Genomic DNA, 18,950 nt, shown 5'->3' on the forward strand with positions numbered 1-18,950 from the left:
CAACGCAGCGGGGCCAGGAATCGCTTCCTGGCCCCGCTGGATATCTGCAACTGCAAACGCCTGACTTAGATCTGCTCGGCCGGTCCTGCAATCGGCGGCAACGGACGCGGGCTGCCCTTATCGTTGTTGTTGCCACCGTCCTTGTCGGACTTGGCCCAACCGGCTGGCGGCGGCGGCTCGCGGCCTTCCATGATGGCGTCGATCTGCGGCACGTCGATGGTTTCGTACTGCAGCAGCAATTGCGACATCGCGTGCAGCTTGTCCAGGTTCTCGGTGAGGATGGCTTTGGTCTTGCCGTAGGCCTTGTCCAGGATCGAACGCACCACTTCGTCGATCTTGCGCGCGGTTTCGTCCGAGACATTCTTGTGCTGAGTCACGGAGCGACCCAGGAACACCTCATCCTCTTCCTCGCCATAGGCGACCGGGCCAAGCTCGTCGGACAAGCCCCACTTGGTGACCATGTTGCGCGCCATCTTGGTCGCACGCTCGATATCGTTGGACGCACCGGTGGTGACCTTGTCGCCACCGAAGATCAGCTCTTCGGCAACACGGCCGCCATACAGCGAGCACAGCTGCGATTCGATCGCGACACGGTTCATCGAATAACGGTCGCCTTCCGGCAGATACATGGTCACACCAAGTGCCCGACCGCGCGGAATGATGGTGACCTTGTAGACCGGGTCGTGCTCCGGCACCAGCCGCCCGACGATGGCATGGCCAGCTTCGTGGTACGCAGTCAGCGTCTTCTCATCTTCGCTCATGGCCATCGAACGGCGTTCGGCACCCATCAGGATCTTGTCGCGGGCACGGTCGAAATGGTCCATGCGGACCTCCTTCTCGCTGCCACGCGCCGCAAACAATGCGGCCTCATTACACAGATTGGCCAAGTCGGCACCGGAGAAGCCCGGGGTACCGCGTGCAATGACCATCGGCACCACGTCATCGGCCAGCGGCAGCTTGCGCATATGCACGCGCAGGATTTGCTCGCGACCCTTGACGTCCGGCAGCCCCACCACGACCTGGCGATCGAAGCGGCCCGGACGCAGCAGCGCCGGATCCAGCACGTCGGGACGGTTAGTGGCGGCGATCACGATCACGCCTTCGCCGCCTTCAAAGCCGTCCATTTCGACCAGCAACTGGTTCAAGGTCTGCTCGCGCTCGTCATGCCCGCCGCCGAGACCGGCACCGCGATGGCGACCCACTGCATCGATTTCGTCGATGAAGATGATGCACGGCGCATGCTTCTTGGCCTGCTCGAACATGTCGCGCACGCGGCTCGCACCGACGCCGACGAACATTTCGACGAAATCCGAACCGGAGATGCTGAAGAACGGCACCTTGGCTTCGCCCGCAATCGCCTTGGCAAGCAGGGTCTTACCGGTACCCGGCGGGCCGACCATCAACACACCGCGCGGAATCTTGCCGCCCAGCTTGGTGAACTTGGTCGGGTCGCGCAGGAAGTCGACCAGCTCGCCGACTTCTTCCTTGGCCTCGTCGCAACCGGCAACGTCGGCGAAGGTGATCTTGACCTGATCCTCGCCCTGCAGCTTGGCCCGCGATTTACCGAAGCTCATCGCACCCTTGGCACCGCCACCACCGCCCTGCATCTGGCGCATGATGAACAGCCAGAAGCCGATGATCAGGATGACCGGCAGGAAGTTGAGCACCAGCGACCAGAAACCCGGTCCGGTGGACGGCTTCTGGCGGGTCATTTCGATGTTCTTGCTGTACAGCACGTCGACCAGCTTGTCGTCGCGCGGACCGTACACGGTGGCTTCGCTGCCATCGGTACGCTTGAAGCGGATCGCGTTGACCGCGAGGTTGGTCTCATCGGTGTAGTCCACCGATTTGACGCGCCCGGAGTCCACTTCTTTCAGAAACTGGGTATAGGTGATCGAGTCGGGGCCGACGCCGCCCGCCATCCGCGGCGAGAAGCTCTGGAAGACGACCATCAGCACAACCGCGACGACCACCCACAGCAGCAGATTCTTGGTCAAGTCGTTCATCCTCATTGGCTCCGGTGCCCTCTACTCTTCTATTCTTGAAATTCAGCGATCATTGGCAGCTTACTTGATCTGGGCACGCTTGCCCTGACCGAGCGCATAAACTTCCGGGGATCGCTTGCGCGAGGCCGCCGGTTTGCGAATCGTCACCTTGTCATAGCGGCGGCGAAGCTCGCGAATGTAGTCGTCGGACCCAACACCCTGGAACAGCTTGATCAAAAACGCCCCACCCGGCTTGAGGTGGGTGTCGGCAAATTCCATCGCCAGTTCCGCCAGGTGCATCATCCGCGGTTGGTCGACCGCATCCATGCCACTCTTATTGGGGGCCATATCGGACAGAACAAGGTCCACCGGCACATCGCCCAACATCGCTTCGAATTCCGATAGGACGGCTTGTTCCCTGAAGTCGCCATGAAGGAACTCCACCCCGGCCAGCGGGGGCATCTCCAGGATATCCAGCGCCAGCACCCGGCCGGTGTCGCCGAGCGACCTGCGCACCTGCTGGCACCAGCCACCGGGCGCGGCGCCCAGATCGACCACCACCATGTCCGGCTTGAGCAGGCGATCGCGCTGGAGCAATTCCTCCAGCTTGTAGGCGGCACGCGAGCGCATGCCTTCGGCCTGAGCCTTCTTCACGTAAGGGTCGGCGAAGTGTTCCTTGAGCCAGCGCTGGCTGCTTTTACTACGGGAAGGCATTGGCAACGGGGGTCCGAACGGGCCGCCATGATACCCTGAACACCCTTTGCTGCCTTTCGATCCTGCATGTCCATTGTTCTCACCTCCGCCCAGAACCGTTTCCTGCGCGGCCAGGCCCACGATCTCAAGGCGCTGCTGCAAACCGGCGGCAAAGGGGTCACGCCAGCATTTCTGGCCGAACTCGAGGAAGTGCTCGAGCGCCACGAACTGATCAAGGTGAAGGTGGCCTCCGAGGATCGTGAGACCCGCGACGCGCTGATCGCCGAGCTGGTCGGGCAAACCGGTAGCGCCCTGGTGCAGCGGATCGGCCACGTCGCCATCCTGTACCGCCCCAGCAAGGAAAAGCGTCAGATCGTGCTGCCGCGCGGCTGATCAACCGAGTTTGTTATGCCTTTAAGCCAAGAACATCCCGATTACGCCTACGCGCTGCGCGCGGCCGACGGCCGCCATGCCAAGGTCAACGAGCAGATCCTGCAGCAGAGTTTCATCCTGATGCCGGATGAGTTGGTGGAACGCTGGCCGGTGCAGGATCTGGAACACCTGCATGCAAGCCACATGGATGCGGTGCTGGCGCTGACGCCGGCGGTCATCCTGCTGGGCACCGGCGAGCGCCAGCGCTTTCCGAACGCACAAGTGCTTGCCGCCTGCCTGACCCGCGGCATCGGGCTGGAAGCGATGACCAATGCCGCTGCGGCGCGCACCTACAACGTGCTGGCCAGCGAAGGCCGGCGGGTGGCGCTGGCGATGGTCTTGCCTGGCTGATTGGCTGGGACGGGAATCGGGAATCGGGAATCGGGAATCGGGAATCGGGAATCGGGAAAGCGTGTTTACGAAGGTTTCGCTGTCAAGCGAAAATTCTCCAACTCCACAATCAGCCGGCCTTAGAGCGGCGACCCAGCCCATCCCGCAGCGCCAACAGCCCCAGGCTGTTACGAATCCCTAATCCCCACTCCCCAATCACTTCTTCGGCAAATACAGCAACGGATCGACCGGTTTGCCGTTGTAGCGAATCTCGAAGTGCAGCATGTCGCGGGCGGCGCCGCTGCGGCCCATTTCGGCGATCTGCTGGCCGGCCTTGACGCTCTGGCCTTCGTTGAGCAGACGCTTGCGGTTGTGGCCGTATGCCGACAACCACTGGTCGTTGTGCTTGATGATGATCAGCTCGCCATAGCCGACCAGGCCGGCGCCCGAGTACACCACCACGCCATCGGCGGCTGCGCGCACGGCCTGACCACTGGCGCCGGCGATGTCCACGCCCTGCTTGGTGGTTTCGCCGGTCACGAAGGTACCGACCACCACGCCGTCGGCGGGCCAACGCCAGGAAAAGCCGCTGCTGACAGGCGCGGCGACCGGCGTGGCCGGACGCGGCGGCACCACCGTACCAGCCACCGGCGCGCTTGCTCCCGGCTTGCTGGCACCGGGCGGATACAGCTTCAAGGTCTGGCCGGGATAAATGGTGTTGGGCGAGGACAGGCCGTTCCACGCGGCCAGATCCGGCGCGGTGATATTGGTGCGGCGAGAAATCGCATACAGGGTGTCGCCGCGCTGCACGGTCACCGTCGCACCGGGACGCGGCACCGATGGCCGTGGCGCCGCAGACGGACGCGAGGATGACGAACCGCCACCGGCGCCAGGGGAACGCACCACTGTCGCGCTGCTGCAGGCGGTCAGCCCGATTGCCACTACGAGCACGACTGCTATCTTGCGTACCGAATTCATTTGCGTCTTGCTCATCCGTTCGTTGTCTTCCACACCAGCCAAGCTGCGCCTGCTGCAAGCACCGCCATCGCCATCCAGCCCAGCGGCTCGATCCAGCGATGCAGCGCCGCTTCGGCCCGTGCGCCGCCGAGGCGGATCGCGCCTGCGACCAGATAGACGCGTTTGCCGCGCCCGACCAGCATGCTGGCGATGAAGGGCAGGATCGGCACGCCGACCACGCCCGAGGCCCAGGTAAAGATCTTCAGCGGGATCGGCGTGAAACCCACTAGCACCAGTGCCCAGAACGCCTTCCACGGCGACTCCGCCACCAGCGCGCGCAAGGTTTCGATCTGGGCCTGTATCTTCACGCTCCAGCCCAGCCATTCGATCAGCGGCTGCAGCGCGGCGAAGGCGAAATGCCCCAGCAGATAGCCGACCATTGCGCCGCACACCGAGCCAACCAGGCTCAAGGTGGCGAACCATAGCGAGCGCTTGGGCTCGGCGAGCGACATCGGCGCCAGCATCACTTCCGGCGGCACCGGAAAGATGAAGCCCTCCACGAAGCTGAGACCGGTCAGCAGCGCTGGCGCGCGGCGGTGGCGCGACCAACGGATGGCCACGTCGTACAACGGCCCGAAAATCTTCATCGAGTCACTCTCATCAGATCAATCCAGCATGCCCGACAACAGCGGGACGAACGTGACCGGCGCCAGAACCTGTTGCTCGATCTCGCCATCGGCAGCGCGGGTGAGCTGCACCAGCGACTGCGAGGACGCGCCGCCAACCGGGGCCACCAGGCGCCCACCGACCGCGAGCTGATCGACCAGCGCATCCACCAGAGCCGGCGCTGCAGCAGTGACCACAATGGCATCGTACGGGCCATGCTCGGGCCAGCCGATGCGGCCATCGTCGTGCTTACTGCGCACGTTCATGCCCAGATGGCGGAAGCGTTTGCGCGCCTGCCTCAGCAGGTCGCCGATGCGCTCGACGGTGTAGACCTCCAGGCCCAGCGCGGCGAGGATCGCGCCCTGATAGCCGGAGCCGGTGCCGACTTCCAGCACCTTGGTCGGCGCCACCTGCAGCACGGCCTCGGTCATACGCGCGACCACCCAGGGCTGCGAGATGGTCTGGCCGTGGCCGATCGGCAGCGCGGTGTCTTCGTAGGCACGCGAGGCCAGCGCTTCGTCGATGAACAGATGCCGCGGGACGGTGCGCATGGCATTGAGCGTGGCTTCGTCCTGGATGCCGGCCTCGCGCAGGCGCTCGACCAGACGGTCGCGCACGCGCTGCGAGGTCATGCCGATGCCGACCGATTCCGGTTGCAGCATGCGCAGCCTCGGCGTCATGCCGGGCCGTCCAGCGCAGCGGTCAGCCCGCCGACCCAGCCGGCCACCGTCTCCAGCGCCTGGTAGCGGGTGAGATCGACATGGATCGGCGTGATCGAGATATGCCCCGTGCGCACGGCATGGAAATCGGTGCCAGCGCCGGCGTCCTGTTCCGGACCGGCCGGGCCGATCCAGTACACGGTGCGGCCCCGCGGGTCTTGCTGCGGCACGCAGGGCTCGGAGCGATGCCGGTTGCCGAGCCGGGTGACTTCGAAACCGAGCACATCCGACCAGGCCAGATCCGGCACGTTGACGTTGAGGATGGTGTCGGCCGGCAATGGGTCGGCCTTCAGCCGCGCGACGATTTCCACTGCGGCGCGCGCGGCGGTGTCGTAGTGATGGGCTTCGTGGTTATGTGTCACCAGCGACACCGCCACCGCGGGCAGGCCCAGGAAGCGGCCTTCCATCGCAGCAGAGACGGTGCCGGAATAGATCACGTCGTCGCCGAGATTGGCCGAATTGTTGATGCCGGAGACCACGATGTCCGGGTCGTAATCCAGCATGCCGGTGAGCGCCAGATGCACGCAGTCGGTGGGCGTGCCGGCCACCGCGCAGGTTTGCGCGTCGATGCGGCGGGTGCGGATCGGCACATCCAGCGTCAGCGAATTGCTGGCGCCGGAACGGTCGCGATCGGGCGCGACTACCATCACTTCATGACCGGCATGCCGCAGCGCCTCGGCCAGGATCTGGATGCCGGGGGCGTCGACACCGTCGTCGTTGCTAACCAGTACGCGCATGAGACTCCTCGGAAAACCCGGCCATGATACCGGATGCGTCCATGCGCTTGCCGCTTGATCTTCGCGTGTGTCTGAGGTTGGACCGGTTACGCTGTACCGATGTCACATCCTGAAGACGAAGACGACAGCGCGCTGTTCCGCGCGGCGATCGGCGCGGTGAAGCCGATCCGCGAAGTGGCGCCGCCGGCCAATGCCAAACCGCGCCCAAAACCCCGCGCGCGCATGGCCGAGCGCGACGAGGCGCAAGCGCACACCGAATTCGCCCGATTGCTACGCGACAGCGCACCGCTGGAAGCCGGCGACACCGCCAGCTATCGCCGCGAGAATCTTCCCACTCGTTTGTTTCAACGCCTCAAGCGCGGGCAATTTTCGGTGCAGGACGAGCTGGATCTGCATGGCGCCACCGCAGCCCAGGCCGAGGCCTTGCTGCGGCAGTTCCTGCTGGATGCGCATGCGCACGAACATGGCTGCGTGCGCATCATCCATGGCAAGGGCCTGCAATCGGACAATGGCGCGCCAGTGCTGAAGAACCTGATGGACCGCCTGCTGCGCCAGCGCAACGATGTGCTGGCATTTCATTCGGCGCCGCCGACGCAGGGCGGCACCGGTGCGTTGTTGGTGTTACTGGCGCGGCGATAGTGGGGTGATGCGTGGGTAGGTGCGGGTGTGTTTGCTGCCTGGCAGGCAGGCGCCGTATTGAGACGAGTTGTGGTCTATGCGCGTGCAGACTGACGCTTGCGTTGCGACACCCATAGTCAGTCCCGAGCATTCGTCTTCACTTCCGAGCATTCGCTGCGCCGGATAGCTGCTTCGCTTGCAACCGTGCTTCCGTGCGGCTGACAAGCGATCGGTCGTGCGGGTCGCGGCCGGGGCCGCTCCTACGAGAACGGGACTCGCTGTTGTGCGTGTGTCAGCAGACGGCGTGCTTGATCCGCTCAGTCGCCTTCATTCCCGAGTATTCGCTGCGCTGGATAGCAGCTTCGCTTGTAGCCGCGCTTGCGTGCGGCTGACAAGCGATCGGTGGTGCGGGTCGCGGCCGGGGCCGCTCCTACGAGAGCGGGACTCGCTGTTGTGCGTGTGGCAGCAGGCGGATTGCTTAACCTGCTCAGTCGCCTTCACTCCCTAGTATTCGCTGCGCCGGATAGCTGCTTCGCTTGCAACCGCGCTTGCCGTGCGGCTAACAAGCGATCGGTCGTGCAGGTCGCGGCCGGGGCCGCTCCTACGAGAAGGATGGCTGCGTGGGGCCTGGCATATGCGGCATAGGGTGCTTTGATTGAGCACGCTCAGTCGTCGGAACGACTGGTTGCCGCTGCACGCCCCGCATCGCTGACATCGCCCAGCTCCCACAGCACTGCAGTGGCGTAGCAGCCCGGTGGCAGCGCGAATTCCACCTGCAAGGTCTGCTCGTCCAGCCAACGATATTGGAGTTCTTGTGGACGCAGGCGCAGCGCGCGGCGCTCCTGTTTCAATTCGGCAGCTTCCAGTCCCTGGCGCAACGCCTCCGATTGCGGGTCTGCTAACGCGCCCCGCTCCACCGCGGCGGCCTGAGCGGTGGGACGCAGTTCGCCCACGCCCCACAACGGACCGCTCGGATGGATGTCGAAGCGTGCCAGCCGCTCGGCCAACACCTCGCTCCACGGCTCGGGGCCGAATACGCTGCGCGAGCCATCCAGCATCCACGCTTCGCCATCCAGCGCCGCATCCCAGCTGCCTTGCTCCACACGTGCGCTCAGCACGCGATTGAACAGCGACGAGCGCGCCGCAGACAGCAGGATCGAGCGTTGATCGTTGCGCAGACGGCGCTTGGGGGCCGGCACCAGCGTGCCGTCGGCCTCCTGCAGGTAACCGAACATCGCCAGCGCAGACGCCACATTGCCGCCATCGCGCCCGAAGCGCTGTTCGCCAAACCAGTTGGGGATGCCGCGCGCGGCGATTGCCTGCAAGCGTTGCTCGATGGCGCCGCGCTCGCCCTGCACCTGACGCAACGTCAGCACGAAGCGATTGCCCAGCAGCGCGCCGCGTTGCAGCTTGCGGTTATGCCAGGTGCTGTGGACCACCTGCATCTGCGCATCGTCGAGCGCGGCAAGGTCCGGAGCGATGCGCTTGGGCAGGTGCACACTGAAACGTTGCGTGGTCACTGCATGGCGATCCTTCAGCCCTGCATAGCTGACGCCCATCTCCGCGATGCCCGCCCATTTCGCCAGATGTTTAGCGATATAAGCCGTGTTCTGCCCACGCTTGCGAATGGTGAGCAACAGATGCTCGCCTTCGCCCGAGGGCTCGAACGACGGCAGCTCATCGACCTGGAAATCTTCCGGCGTGCTGCGCGTTGCCGCGCTGAGGACCGCTGCGCCATGCGCACGCGGAAGAGAGGAGGTCTCGCTCATAGTGTGGTTCGCCTTCGCGCCGACGGATCGTGCGCTGTTTGCCGAGCTCTCGGCGCGGAATGTCGTGGTGCATGCCAAAAACCCGGCATGCAGAAGTGCGTTGTGGAGCAGCAAACAAAACCACGGCGCTCACCGCCAGCCGGATGCGGTCGGTACTCGGTGCGGCATGTACGACTCGTACACTGCAGTTGCGAGCGCGCCGTCCACATCCACCTGACGACCGCTCGCTATGTGTGTTAGCCGCGATTAGAGCGCGATCTTGCCCAGCAGCACCGCAGCCTGCGCGGCGATACCTTCGCCACGACCGGTGAAGCCGAGCTTCTCGCTGGTTGTTGCCTTGACGCTGACCGCATCGAGCTCAATGCCCAGCAGCCCGGCAATGCGTTCGCGCATGGCCAGCGCATGCGGACCAACCTTGGGCCGCTCGCAGATGACGGTGATATCGGCATTGCCGACGCGCCAGCCACGCTCGCGCAACAATTGATCGCAGTGCTGCAGAAACTGCGCGCTGTCGGCATCCTTCCAGCGCTCATCCGAGGGCGGGAAATGCTGGCCGATATCGCCCAGCGCCAAGGCGCCCAGCATCGCATCGCAGAGCGCGTGCAACACCACATCGCCGTCGCTGTGCGCGAGCACGCCATGGCTATGCGCGACACGCACGCCGCCAAGCATCACATGGTCGCCATCGCCGAACGCATGTACGTCGTAGCCCTGGCCGATTCGGAAATTGAAGGACATGGAAAACCTGTGGTGATTAAGAGGCGTCGCTGCCGTCGCTGGCAACGACACCCAGCCCGGCATCGCTGCGCGCGGGTGGCGCAACCTCGTAGGACGCAGCGCCCGGATCGGCGTCTACCGCAACGCCGCGGCGTACAAGTTCGAACTCGAAGCGTGCCAGATCCGCCGGCGTGGTGACCTTGAAATTGTCCTCGGCGCCTTCCACCAGCAACGGACGCAACCCAAGTCGCTCCATCGCCATGGCCTCGTCGGTGACGTCGACGCCGGCAGCCGACGCGTCGGTGAGACCACGGATCAGCTGATGCCGCCGAAACAACTGCGGTGTCAGCGCGCGCCACAGGCGCTCGCGTGGCTCGGTGCCATCGATACCGCCGTCGTCGCCGGCACGTTTGAGCGTGTCGCGCACCGGTGCGGCCAGGATCGCGCCGACCGGGTCGCCACGGCCGATTTCCAACAGCCGGTCCAGATCTGCCAATGCCAGATTCGGGCGCGCGGCATCGTGCACCAGCACGAAGTCGTCCGCACGCACGCTCTCGGGCAGGGCCAGCAAGCCGGCCAGCACCGAGGCTGCGCGTGTGGCACCACCAACGCAGGCCAACACCGGCTTGGACTGCACCGCCGTCCAGCCCGGCCAGTCGGCATCGCCCGGCGCAATCGCCACCAGGATGCCGGCGACCGCCGGATGCGCGGCCAGCGCTGCCAGGGTGTAGGCCATCAACGGTTGGCCCGCTGCTGGCAGATATTGCTTAGGAAGCGCGCCGCCAAACCGCGTGCCGCGCCCTGCGGCCGGCACGATGGCCCAGATCGAGCCGGTCATGGATGTTGTTCCGTCGCAGATGCGGGCTCGGACGTGGCCGGCGCGGGCGCAGGTTCAGTCGTTGAGGCAGGCAGCAGCGGCGCATCTTCGACCACGCGATAGAACGTCTCGCCCGGTTTGATCATGCCCAGCTCGCTGCGTGCGCGCTCTTCGATCGCCGCCTCGCCGTCCTTCAAATCCTTCACCTCTGCTGCCAACGCCTGGTTGCGTTGGCGCAGACCTTCGTTGTCCTGTGTCTGATGCGCGACCTGGGCTTCCAGCATCATCACTTCACCGGAATTCCCAGGCCCGAACCAGAAGCGGTACTGCAGCCAAGCCAGCAGCACCGCCAGCACCAGCAGTAGCCAGCGCCAGTTGCGCACGGCTTATCGCTTGATCGAAACGAACGCGTCGCGGCCGGCGTAACGCGCGCCGGAGCCCAACGCCTGCTCGATGCGCAGCAGTTGGTTGTACTTGGCCACACGGTCGCTGCGGCACAGCGAGCCGGTCTTGATCTGGGTGGCGGTGGTGGCCACGGCGATGTCGGCGATGGTGGTGTCTTCGGTTTCGCCGGAACGGTGCGAGACGATGGACGCGTAGTTGGCTGCGTGCGCCATGGCGATCGCTTCCAGCGTTTCGGTCAGCGTGCCGATCTGGTTGACCTTGATCAGGATCGCGTTGGCGGTGCCCGAGTCGATGCCCTGCTTGAAGATCTTCGGGTTGGTGACGAACAGATCGTCGCCCACCAGCTGCACCTTCTTGCCGACGCGGTCGGTCAGCAGCTTCCAGCCGGCCCAGTCGTCTTCGGCCAGGCCGTCTTCGATGCTGATGATCGGGTACTGCGCCACCCAGTCGGCCAGGAAGTCGACGAACTGCTCGCTGGTCAGGCGCTTGTTCTCGCCGACCAGGTTGTACTTGCCGTTGTCGTAGAACTCGCTGGAGGCCACGTCCAGGCCCAGCAGCACGTCTTCGCCGGCGGTGTAACCAGCCTTGCCGATCGCTTCGAGAATGGTGTCCAGCGCTTCGACGTTGCTGCGGAAGTCCGGCGCAAAGCCGCCTTCATCGCCCACCGCCGTGCTCAGACCGTGGCCCTTGAGCACCGACTTGAGCGAATGGAAGATTTCGGTGCCTGCGCGCAGCGCTTCGGAGAACGAGCTGCAACCGACCGGCAGCACCATGAACTCCTGGAAGTCGACGTTGTTGTCGGCATGCGCGCCGCCGTTGATGATGTTCATCATCGGCACCGGCAATTGCACATCGGATTCGGTGATGGTGGACAGGTACTGCCACAGCGGCTGCTTGCGCGAGGCGGCAACCGCATGCGCGGCGGCCAGCGAAACACCCAGCAGCGCGTTGGCGCCCAGGCGGCCCTTGTTCTCGGTGCCATCCAGGTCGATCAGGCGACGGTCCAGACCCTGCTGGTCGGCCGCGTCGAAATCCTTGAGCGTCTCGGCGATGGTGCCGTTGACGTTGTCCACCGCGTGGCGCACGCCCTTGCCCAAGTAACGGGTCTTGTCGCCGTCGCGCAGCTCCACCGCTTCCTTGGTGCCGGTCGAGGCGCCCGAGGGCACGGCCGCGCGGCCGAACGAGCCGTCTGCCAGCGTGACTTCGGCCTCCAGCGTGGGATTGCCGCGGGAATCGAGGATTTCGCGGGCGAGGATCTTGGCGATAGTGGTCATAGGTCGATCGGTTACCAGTAAGGGGGAAGTACACCGGAAACAAGCTGCCGGATTATCGCTGCACACCGGTCCATTGCCAAATCGCATGGGGCCGGATGCGTGCCAGACCGGCAAGACTGCGCGACTAAGCCTTCAGGGCCAGCAGCGACAAACAAAACAGCAGTAGCAAGAGCAGCAGCAACGCCAGGCCCATGGCTGCAGCGCCCGGCTGGCGACGCTGCGAGAACGCGACCGGGCTGGCGACAAGACCGCCCAGCGTGACCAGCGCGCCTACCAACAGCGTGACAAACATTGGAATGCGCGTGGCCTGCATCGCATGGCTGCCGTCGCCCGGCATGCCGATGCTGGCGGTCACCAGGAAGGCCATCACGGCCAGGCAGGCCCATGCCGCGAGCGACAACCCCAATGCCATCCAGCCCCAGGGCCAGTGCCGCCAGTGCCGGCGTTGGCGACGCGCTGCCGCCAACGCCCATGGGTCGGAACTCATGCGACGTCGAAACTCATGCGAAGCGCGCGAACCCGTGCTTCTTGGTCACCGCATCCAGCTCCATCAACGTTTCGAGCAGTTCTTCCATGCGGTCCAGCGGCCAGGCATTGGGGCCATCGGACAGCGCCTTGGACGGGTCCGGATGGGTTTCGGCGAACAGGCCGGAAATGCCCACGGCCACCGCAGCGCGCGCCAGCACCGGCACGAACTCGCGCTGGCCACCGGAGCTGCTGCCCTGCCCGCCCGGCAACTGCACCGAATGCGTGGCGTCGAACACCACCGGGCAGCCGGTGTCGCGCATGACGCTGAGCGAGCGCATGTCGCTGACCAGATTGTTGTAACCGAACGAGGCGCCACGCTCGCAGACCATGATCTGCTCGTTGCCGGTCGACTTGGCTTTTTCGACCACCGGCTTCATGTCCCACGGCGCCAGGAACTGGCCCTTCTTGATGTTGACCGGCTTGCCGGCGGCGCAGACGTTTTTGATGAAGTCGGTCTGGCGCACCAGAAACGCCGGGGTCTGCAACACGTCGACGACGGCGGCGACTTCGTTCATCGGGGTGTATTCGTGCACGTCGGTGAGCACCGGCACGCCGATCTGCTTTTTCACCGCGTCCAGCACCTTCAATCCTTCTTCCAGGCCGGGGCCGCGGAAGCTGGTGCCCGAGGTCCGGTTGGCCTTGTCGAAGCTCGACTTGAAGATGAAGTTGACCCCGAGCTTGCCGGTGATCTCCTTGAGCTTGCCGGCGACGTCGAGCTGCAACTGCATCGACTCGATCACGCACGGGCCTGCAATCAGAAACAACGGCTGGTCGAGGCCGACTTCAAAGTCACACAGTTTCATCAGGTCACCTTATTTCGATTGAAGCCCCTCTCCCGTCGGGAGAGAGGCTGGGGTGCGGGTACGGTTGCGAAGCGCTTGCGAAGCCCGATGGTTGGCCCTGGCTGCGCGTGGCGACGCGTTCGTCAGGACCGCCATCTTCCGGTGTATTGCGGCGCTCCGTCGCTTGGCGCCACCTTCTCCCGAGGGGAGAAGGCACTGCTCACGCACGCGCTTCCTTCAGCAGCTTGCCGCCGGCCTTCTTCTCGCGCGCGGCGCGCACGAAGCCGATGAACAACGGGTGCCCGTCGCGCGGGGTTGACAGGAACTCCGGATGCGCCTGGCAGGCCAGGAACCAGGGGTGTGCATCGCGCGACAGCTCGACCACTTCCACCAGCGTGTCGTCCATCGACTTGCCGGAGATCACCAGGCCGGCATCTTCCAGCTGGGTACGGTAGCGGTTGTTGAACTCGTAGCGATGGCGATGACGCTCGGCCACCACGTCCTTGCCATACACCTCGCGCGCCAGCGTGCCCGGCTTGAGTCGTTGCTCCTGCAAGCCCAGCCGCATGGTGCCGCCCAGATCGGATTTTTCGTCGCGCTTTTCGACTTCGCCGGTGGCGGTGCGCCATTCGGTGATCAGGCCGATCACCGGATGCGGCGACTGGCGATCGTTTTCGGTGCTGTTGGCCGCGTCCAGATCGGCGACATGGCGCGCATAGTCCACCACCGCGGCCTGCATGCCGTAGCAGATGCCGAAATACGGCACCTTGTGCTCGCGCGCGAACTTGGAGGTCTGCACCTTGCCTTCGAACCCGCGATCGCCGAAGCCGCCCGGCACCAGAATGCCGTCGATGTCCTGCAAGGCCGCCATGTCGCTGCCCTCCAGATCCTGCGCTTCCAACCACTTCAAGTTGACCTTGGTGCGCTGGCGCAGACCGCCGTGACGCAGCGCTTCGGCCACCGACTTGTAGGCGTCCTGGTGATCGACGTACTTGCCGACCACCGCGATGGTGACTTCGTCGAGCGGATGCTTGACCGCATCCACCACCGCCGCCCATTCGGACAGATCGGCCGCAGCGACCTTGTCGCGCAACTTGAACTGATCGATGACCAGCTCGTCCAGGCCCTGGCGCAGCAATTCCAGCGGCATGCCGTAGAGCACGTCGATGTCCGGGCAGCTGATCACCGCACGCTCGGAGACGTTGGTGAACAAGGCGATCTTGCGACGCTCCGAATCCGGCACCGCCTGCTCGGAGCGGCACAGCAGCACGTCCGGCTGGATGCCGATCGAGCGCAGTTCCTTGACCGAGTGCTGGGTCGGCTTGGTCTTCAACTCACCGGCCGCGGCGATGTACGGCACCAGGGTGAGGTGCATGAACATGGCTTTTTCCGCGCCGCGCTCGGTGCGGACCTGGCGAATGGCTTCCAGGAACGGCAGCGATTCGATATCGCCGACGGTGCCGCCGATCTCGATCAGCGCCACATCGAAGCCGGCCGTGGCCTCGTCGATGCAACGGCGGATTTCGTCGGTGATGTGCGGGATCACCTGCACGGTGGCGCCCAGGTAATCGCCGCGGCGCTCCTTGCGGATCACGTTCTCGTAGATGCGGCCGGTGGTGACCGAATTCTTGCGCGACAGCCGCGTGCGCACGTAGCGCTCGTAGTGGCCCAGGTCCAGGTCGGTTTCGGCACCGTCGTCGGTGACGTAGACCTCGCCATGCTGGAACGGGCTCATCGTGCCCGGGTCCACATTGATGTACGGGTCCAGCTTCATCATCGTGACCTTGAGGCCACGCGCTTCCAGAATGGAGGCAAGCGAAGCGGCGGCAATGCCCTTGCCTAGCGAGGACACTACGCCGCCGGTAACAAAAATCAGGGGGGTCATGGGGCTTGAAGCCTCCCGGAAAGCCATAGTTTAGCGGGTGACGGGCGAATGCCCAAGGGTTGTGTGACGCCCAGGGCGTCGCACGCGGCAAATGCGCGCCACGGCGCGCAAATGCAGACGCCCCGGCCGAAGCCGGGGCGTCCGTGGAACACGTCGCGCTGCGCAGATGCGTCAGCGTGCGGGCTTCTCTTCTTCCTCTTCCTCACGCGGCGCGTTGTCGGCCTTGGGCTTCTGTGCGGCAGCGGCGGCGCGGCGCTCGGCCTTGCGCTCAGCGTCGGTCTTGGCCTTGGCATCGTCGGCCTTTTGTGCGGTGGCGCCCTGCCCGGTCTGCTGCGGAGCCGCCTGGGCCAAGGCAGGAAGTGCTGCGACCGCGGCCGCACCGAGGGTGAGCATCAGGATGTGCTTGAACTTCATGGCGTCCTCTTTGGCGTCGGTGACATCCTCAGGTGGGGACGTTTGGTTCCGAAACCAACGCCAGGGTAGCCAGTGGTACCCGGCCGCGCACTGAATGCCGGTCGCGTGCAAAAAAACGCCCCAGCCGCCACACTTGTGCGTCGTTTCACGTGCCAGCGAGATGCATGAACACCCGTTATAACGCCGCCGATATTGAAGTGCTGTCGGGCCTGGACCCGGTCAAACGCCGCCCGGGCATGTACACCGACACCGCGCGCCCGAACCATTTGGCGCAGGAGGTGATCGACAACTCCGTCGATGAAGCGCTGGCCGGCCACGCCCGGCAGGTCGAAGTCACCTTGTATAAGGACGGCAGCTGCGAAGTGTCCGATGACGGGCGCGGCATGCCGGTGGACATGCATCCGGAAGAGAAGATTCCCGGTGTCGAACTGATCCTGACCCGCCTGCACGCCGGCGGCAAGTTCAATAACCGCAACTACACCTTCTCTGGCGGCCTGCACGGCGTTGGCGTGAGCGTGGTCAATGCGCTCTCGACCAAGGTCGAGCTGTTCATCAAGCGCGAAGGCAGCGAGCACCGCATGGAGTTCCACGACGGCATCGCCGCCTCCAAGCTGGAGGTCGTCGGCACGGTCGGCAAGAAGAACACCGGCACGCGGCTGCGCTTCTGGGCCGACCCGAAGTACTTCGACACACCCAAATTCAACGTGCGTGCGCTGCGCCATCTGCTGCGCGCCAAGGCGGTGCTGTGCCCTGGCCTGACCGTCAAGCTGCATGACGAGGCCACCGGCGAGCAGGACAGCTGGTACTTCGAAAACGGCCTGCGCGATTATTTGAAGGGCGAGATGGCCGAGCACGAGATGCTGCCGGCCGACCTGTTCGCAGGCAGCCTAAAGAAAGACACCGAGATCGTCGACTGGGCCGCAGCCTGGGTACCCGAAGGCGAGCTGGTGCAGGAAAGCTACGTCAACCTGATCCCGACCGCGCAGCACGGCACCCACGTCAACGGCTTGCGTTCGGGCCTGACCGATGCGCTGCGCGAGTTCTGCGACTTCCGCAATCTGCTGCCGCGCGGCGTCAAGCTGGCGCCGGAAGACGTGTGGGACCGGGTCACCTTCGTGCTCAGCCTGAAGATGACCGACCCGCAGTTCTCCGGGCAGACCAAGGAGCGGCTGTCCTCGCGCCAGGCGGCCGGCTTTATCGAAGGCGCCGCACACGATGCCTTTAGCCTGTATCTCAATCAGAACGTGGACATCGGCGAGAAGATCGCGCAGATCGCCATCGACCGCGCCAGTGCGCGACTGAAGACCGAAAAGCAGATCGTCCGCAAGAAGGTCACCCAGGGCCCCGCCCTGCCGGGCAAGCTGGCCGACTGCATCAGCCAGGATCTGTCGCGCACCGAACTGTTTCTGGTGGAAGGCGATTCGGCCGGCGGCTCGGCCAAGCAGGCGCGCGACAAGGATTTCCAGGCGATCCTGCCGCTGCGCGGCAAGATACTCAACACCTGGGAAGTGGCATCGGGCAGCGTGCTGGCGTCTGAAGAAGTGCACAACCTGGCCATTGCGATCGGCTGCGACCCGGGCAAGGACGACATCACCGGGCTGCGCTACGGCAAGGTGGTGATCCTGGCCGATGCGGACTCCGACGGCCTGCATATCGCCACGTTGTTGACGGCGCTGTTCCTGCAGCATTTCCCCGCGCTGGTAGCCGCCGGACATGTGTTCGTGGCGATGCCGCCGCTGTTCCGCGTGGACGTGGGCAAGCAGGTGTTCTACGCGCTGGACGAAGAAGAAAAGACCACGCTGCTGGACAAGATCGCGCGCGAGAAAATGAAGGGGCAGATCAGCGTCACCCGCTTCAAGGGCCTGGGCGAGATGAACCCGCAGCAGCTGCGCGAATCCACCATCCATCCGGACACGCGCCGACTGGTGCAGTTGACCATCGACGACGGCGAACAGACCCGCTCGTTGATGGACATGCTGCTGGCGAAAAAACGCGCGGGCGACCGCAAGCAGTGGCTGGAAACCAAGGGCGACCTGGCGTCGCTGGAAGTCTAAAGCCCTGCAAAAACGCCCTCTCTCAACACAGAGAGGGCAACGTACACGCGTACGCTTCTTGCACGCGTGTGCGTGGTTAAGCGCCCCCTCTGCGTAGAGAGGACGCAGCACACGCGCTTACTACTGGTGCGCGTGTGCGTGCCGCCAAGCGCCTTGCCGCAGGCGTAGTTGCGCAGGCAAAGCAGATACAGCGATGACCGTGTGCGGTAGTGACTTCCGCCACCTACCGGCAGCGATCCGTCTGTTTGAACTGCAACGTATCGCGTTGAAAGACCAAGGCGCGCTGACGAGCTGGTCTAACACCACCTCAACGTACGCCAGGCAACACCTGCGTTGCACCGGTCACCAGACCGCAGGCGTGGTCCTGCACTTCTTCGCCACTGGCACGGTTACCACTGCGTGCATCCTGCCGCGTCGCCAGTAGAACGAACCCCGGTCGCCCGTCCTGCAACTGCGCGCCGGCGACCACCAGCGAGTAATCGCGCAAGCTGGCATCGGCAGGAAGCGCGTCTGCGAGCAGGCGAATCGGATCTTGCTCCAGCGCATCGCCTTCCAGTGTCCTGGCCAGATACATATGGCCCAGCAGCGGCTCGGCCAGGGCACGCCATTCCGGGCCGATCTCAGTGCGCTGACGCTGCAGCGCTGCGTACACGTCCGGACGCAGGCAATCGATGTGGATATGCAGTTGCTCCTGCGAACGCCCGTGCGGTGAGTTCAACGCAAGGCTTACGTATTGCCTTGGCAGCGGACGTTGCAGCGCCTGCGCCACGAAGCTGCGCGCATCCCAGGCAGTGGCGAAATAATTCGGCGCGTCGGCGCGCAGCAACGCGGGGTCTTCGATTCCGCTGACCCGCACGCTGGGCACCAACAAATACTGGAAGCTGCCGTGACGGTCTTTCAACAGCACCGCCCGGCGCGCTGGATCCGACCACACGGCGGCGCAGTCGGGCGGCCGCGGCGCCTCTGCCAGGCATCGGGTCGAGACGACGCGCCACAACGCATCCGGGTCGCTGGAATGGCGTACCGGTGCAGGTGGCGCTGCCGCACAGCCAGCCAACAGCAGCAATACCGCACACGCATGTCGAAGGGCGCCAGGCCTCATCTGCAGCTCGATCACCAGGGCGCGCCATGATAGCGACCCGCTCGGAATCGGTCAGCGCGACAGGCA

20 protein-coding genes and 1 other RNA gene are annotated in these 18,950 nt (G+C 64.8%); 5 read left to right on the top strand and 16 right to left on the bottom strand.

From position 1 onward, the window contains the following. Positions 1-65 precede the first annotated feature (65 nt). Both ftsH and rlmE read right to left on the bottom strand, forming a co-directional pair. Positions 66-2,006 (bottom strand): ATP-dependent zinc metalloprotease FtsH, encoded by a 1,941-nt coding sequence (ftsH, locus tag ASF90_RS00220; RefSeq protein WP_055844285.1) that lies wholly within the window; start codon positions 2,004-2,006, stop codon positions 66-68. 60 nt (positions 2,007-2,066) lie between these two features. Next, the gene (rlmE, locus tag ASF90_RS00225; RefSeq protein ID WP_055844288.1) at positions 2,067-2,699 is read right to left on the bottom strand and encodes a 23S rRNA (uridine(2552)-2'-O)-methyltransferase RlmE; all 633 of its coding nucleotides are present in this window, start codon (positions 2,697-2,699) and stop codon (positions 2,067-2,069) included. A 66-nt stretch (positions 2,700-2,765) separates the two neighbouring features. On the opposite strand from rlmE, the gene yhbY reads away from it, so the two are divergent. Then, positions 2,766-3,071 (top strand): ribosome assembly RNA-binding protein YhbY, encoded by a 306-nt coding sequence (gene yhbY / locus ASF90_RS00230; RefSeq protein WP_055844291.1) that lies wholly within the window; start codon positions 2,766-2,768, stop codon positions 3,069-3,071. A 15-nt stretch (positions 3,072-3,086) separates the two neighbouring features. Beyond that, the gene (locus tag ASF90_RS00235; RefSeq protein WP_055844294.1) at positions 3,087-3,461 is read left to right on the top strand and encodes an Mth938-like domain-containing protein; all 375 of its coding nucleotides are present in this window, start codon (positions 3,087-3,089) and stop codon (positions 3,459-3,461) included. A 195-nt stretch (positions 3,462-3,656) separates the two neighbouring features. Here ASF90_RS00235 and ASF90_RS00240 read toward each other — a convergent pair whose 3' ends face one another. The 4 genes from ASF90_RS00240 to surE are packed head-to-tail and all read right to left on the bottom strand — an operon-like array spanning position 3,657 to position 6,519. Then, positions 3,657-4,433 carry a peptidoglycan DD-metalloendopeptidase family protein gene (locus ASF90_RS00240; RefSeq protein WP_055844305.1) on the bottom strand — a complete coding sequence of 259 codons (777 nt, stop codon included), beginning with the start codon at positions 4,431-4,433 and terminating at the stop codon, positions 3,657-3,659. Next, complete coding sequence (locus ASF90_RS00245) at positions 4,430-5,044, bottom strand: YqaA family protein (protein WP_055844306.1); 615 nt, start codon at positions 5,042-5,044, stop codon at positions 4,430-4,432. Before ASF90_RS00245 ends, ASF90_RS00240 begins: the two co-directional genes overlap by 4 nt. 18 nt (positions 5,045-5,062) lie before the next feature. Beyond that, complete coding sequence (locus tag ASF90_RS00250) at positions 5,063-5,743, bottom strand: protein-L-isoaspartate(D-aspartate) O-methyltransferase (protein ID WP_055844310.1); 681 nt, start codon at positions 5,741-5,743, stop codon at positions 5,063-5,065. Then, positions 5,740-6,519, bottom strand: coding sequence for a 5'/3'-nucleotidase SurE (gene surE / locus ASF90_RS00255; protein WP_055844314.1), 780 nt, complete (start codon positions 6,517-6,519; stop codon positions 5,740-5,742). Before surE ends, ASF90_RS00250 begins: the two co-directional genes overlap by 4 nt. Before the next feature lie 99 nt (positions 6,520-6,618). On the opposite strand from surE, the gene ASF90_RS00260 reads away from it, so the two are divergent. Then, the gene (locus tag ASF90_RS00260; protein ID WP_055844315.1) at positions 6,619-7,158 is read left to right on the top strand and encodes a Smr/MutS family protein; all 540 of its coding nucleotides are present in this window, start codon (positions 6,619-6,621) and stop codon (positions 7,156-7,158) included. 644 nt (positions 7,159-7,802) lie between these two features. Here ASF90_RS00260 and truD read toward each other — a convergent pair. Next, positions 7,803-8,906 carry a tRNA pseudouridine(13) synthase TruD gene (gene truD / locus ASF90_RS00265; RefSeq protein ID WP_055846136.1) on the bottom strand — a complete coding sequence of 368 codons (1,104 nt, stop codon included), beginning with the start codon at positions 8,904-8,906 and terminating at the stop codon, positions 7,803-7,805. A 166-nt stretch (positions 8,907-9,072) separates the two neighbouring features. Between truD and ASF90_RS21055 the strand changes: the two genes are divergently transcribed. Next, a non-coding RNA gene (locus tag ASF90_RS21055) (sX9 sRNA) lies at positions 9,073-9,148 on the top strand. Positions 9,149-9,152: 4 nt separating this feature from the next. Here the strand turns inward: ASF90_RS21055 and ispF are convergent. From ispF to ASF90_RS00305, 8 genes are all read right to left on the bottom strand, one after another. Continuing rightward, positions 9,153-9,644 (bottom strand): 2-C-methyl-D-erythritol 2,4-cyclodiphosphate synthase, encoded by a 492-nt coding sequence (ispF, locus tag ASF90_RS00270; protein WP_055844320.1) that lies wholly within the window; start codon positions 9,642-9,644, stop codon positions 9,153-9,155. A 16-nt stretch (positions 9,645-9,660) separates the two neighbouring features. Next, the gene (ispD, locus tag ASF90_RS00275; RefSeq protein WP_055844322.1) at positions 9,661-10,461 is read right to left on the bottom strand and encodes a 2-C-methyl-D-erythritol 4-phosphate cytidylyltransferase; all 801 of its coding nucleotides are present in this window, start codon (positions 10,459-10,461) and stop codon (positions 9,661-9,663) included. After that, positions 10,458-10,823, bottom strand: a complete 366-nt coding sequence (gene ftsB, locus ASF90_RS00280; RefSeq protein ID WP_055844325.1) for a cell division protein FtsB — start codon at positions 10,821-10,823, stop codon at positions 10,458-10,460. The genes ispD and ftsB overlap by 4 nt, the downstream gene beginning before the upstream one ends. Positions 10,824-10,826: 3 nt before the next feature. Then, complete coding sequence (eno, locus tag ASF90_RS00285; protein ID WP_055844328.1) at positions 10,827-12,119, bottom strand: phosphopyruvate hydratase; 1,293 nt, start codon at positions 12,117-12,119, stop codon at positions 10,827-10,829. Positions 12,120-12,243: 124 nt separating this feature from the next. Then, positions 12,244-12,606: a hypothetical protein gene (locus ASF90_RS00290; protein ID WP_115559800.1), complete on the bottom strand. Its 363-nt coding sequence runs from the start codon at positions 12,604-12,606 to the stop codon at positions 12,244-12,246. A gap of 13 nt (positions 12,607-12,619) precedes the next feature. Next, on the bottom strand, positions 12,620-13,450 hold the full coding sequence (gene kdsA / locus ASF90_RS00295; RefSeq protein ID WP_005992423.1) for a 3-deoxy-8-phosphooctulonate synthase: 831 nt from the start codon (positions 13,448-13,450) through the stop codon (positions 12,620-12,622). Positions 13,451-13,649: 199 nt separating this feature from the next. Continuing rightward, positions 13,650-15,314 carry a CTP synthase gene (locus ASF90_RS00300; RefSeq protein ID WP_055844331.1) on the bottom strand — a complete coding sequence of 555 codons (1,665 nt, stop codon included), beginning with the start codon at positions 15,312-15,314 and terminating at the stop codon, positions 13,650-13,652. Positions 15,315-15,485: 171 nt separating this feature from the next. Next, positions 15,486-15,728 (bottom strand): hypothetical protein, encoded by a 243-nt coding sequence (locus ASF90_RS00305; protein WP_055844334.1) that lies wholly within the window; start codon positions 15,726-15,728, stop codon positions 15,486-15,488. A gap of 164 nt (positions 15,729-15,892) precedes the next feature. On the opposite strand from ASF90_RS00305, the gene parE reads away from it, so the two are divergent. Continuing rightward, entirely contained in the window at positions 15,893-17,782 is a 1,890-nt protein-coding gene (gene parE / locus ASF90_RS00310; protein WP_055844337.1) for a DNA topoisomerase IV subunit B, read from the top strand. Between the two features lie 307 nt (positions 17,783-18,089). Here parE and ASF90_RS00315 read toward each other — a convergent pair whose 3' ends face one another. Continuing rightward, positions 18,090-18,884 carry a CDP-diacylglycerol diphosphatase gene (locus tag ASF90_RS00315; protein WP_055846142.1) on the bottom strand — a complete coding sequence of 265 codons (795 nt, stop codon included), beginning with the start codon at positions 18,882-18,884 and terminating at the stop codon, positions 18,090-18,092. Between the last annotated feature and the right edge of the window lie 66 nt (positions 18,885-18,950).

Origin of the sequence: Xanthomonas sp. Leaf148, from assembly GCF_001423585.1 — a bacterium.
In the GTDB taxonomy this organism is placed as follows: Bacteria; Pseudomonadota; Gammaproteobacteria; order Xanthomonadales; family Xanthomonadaceae; genus Xanthomonas.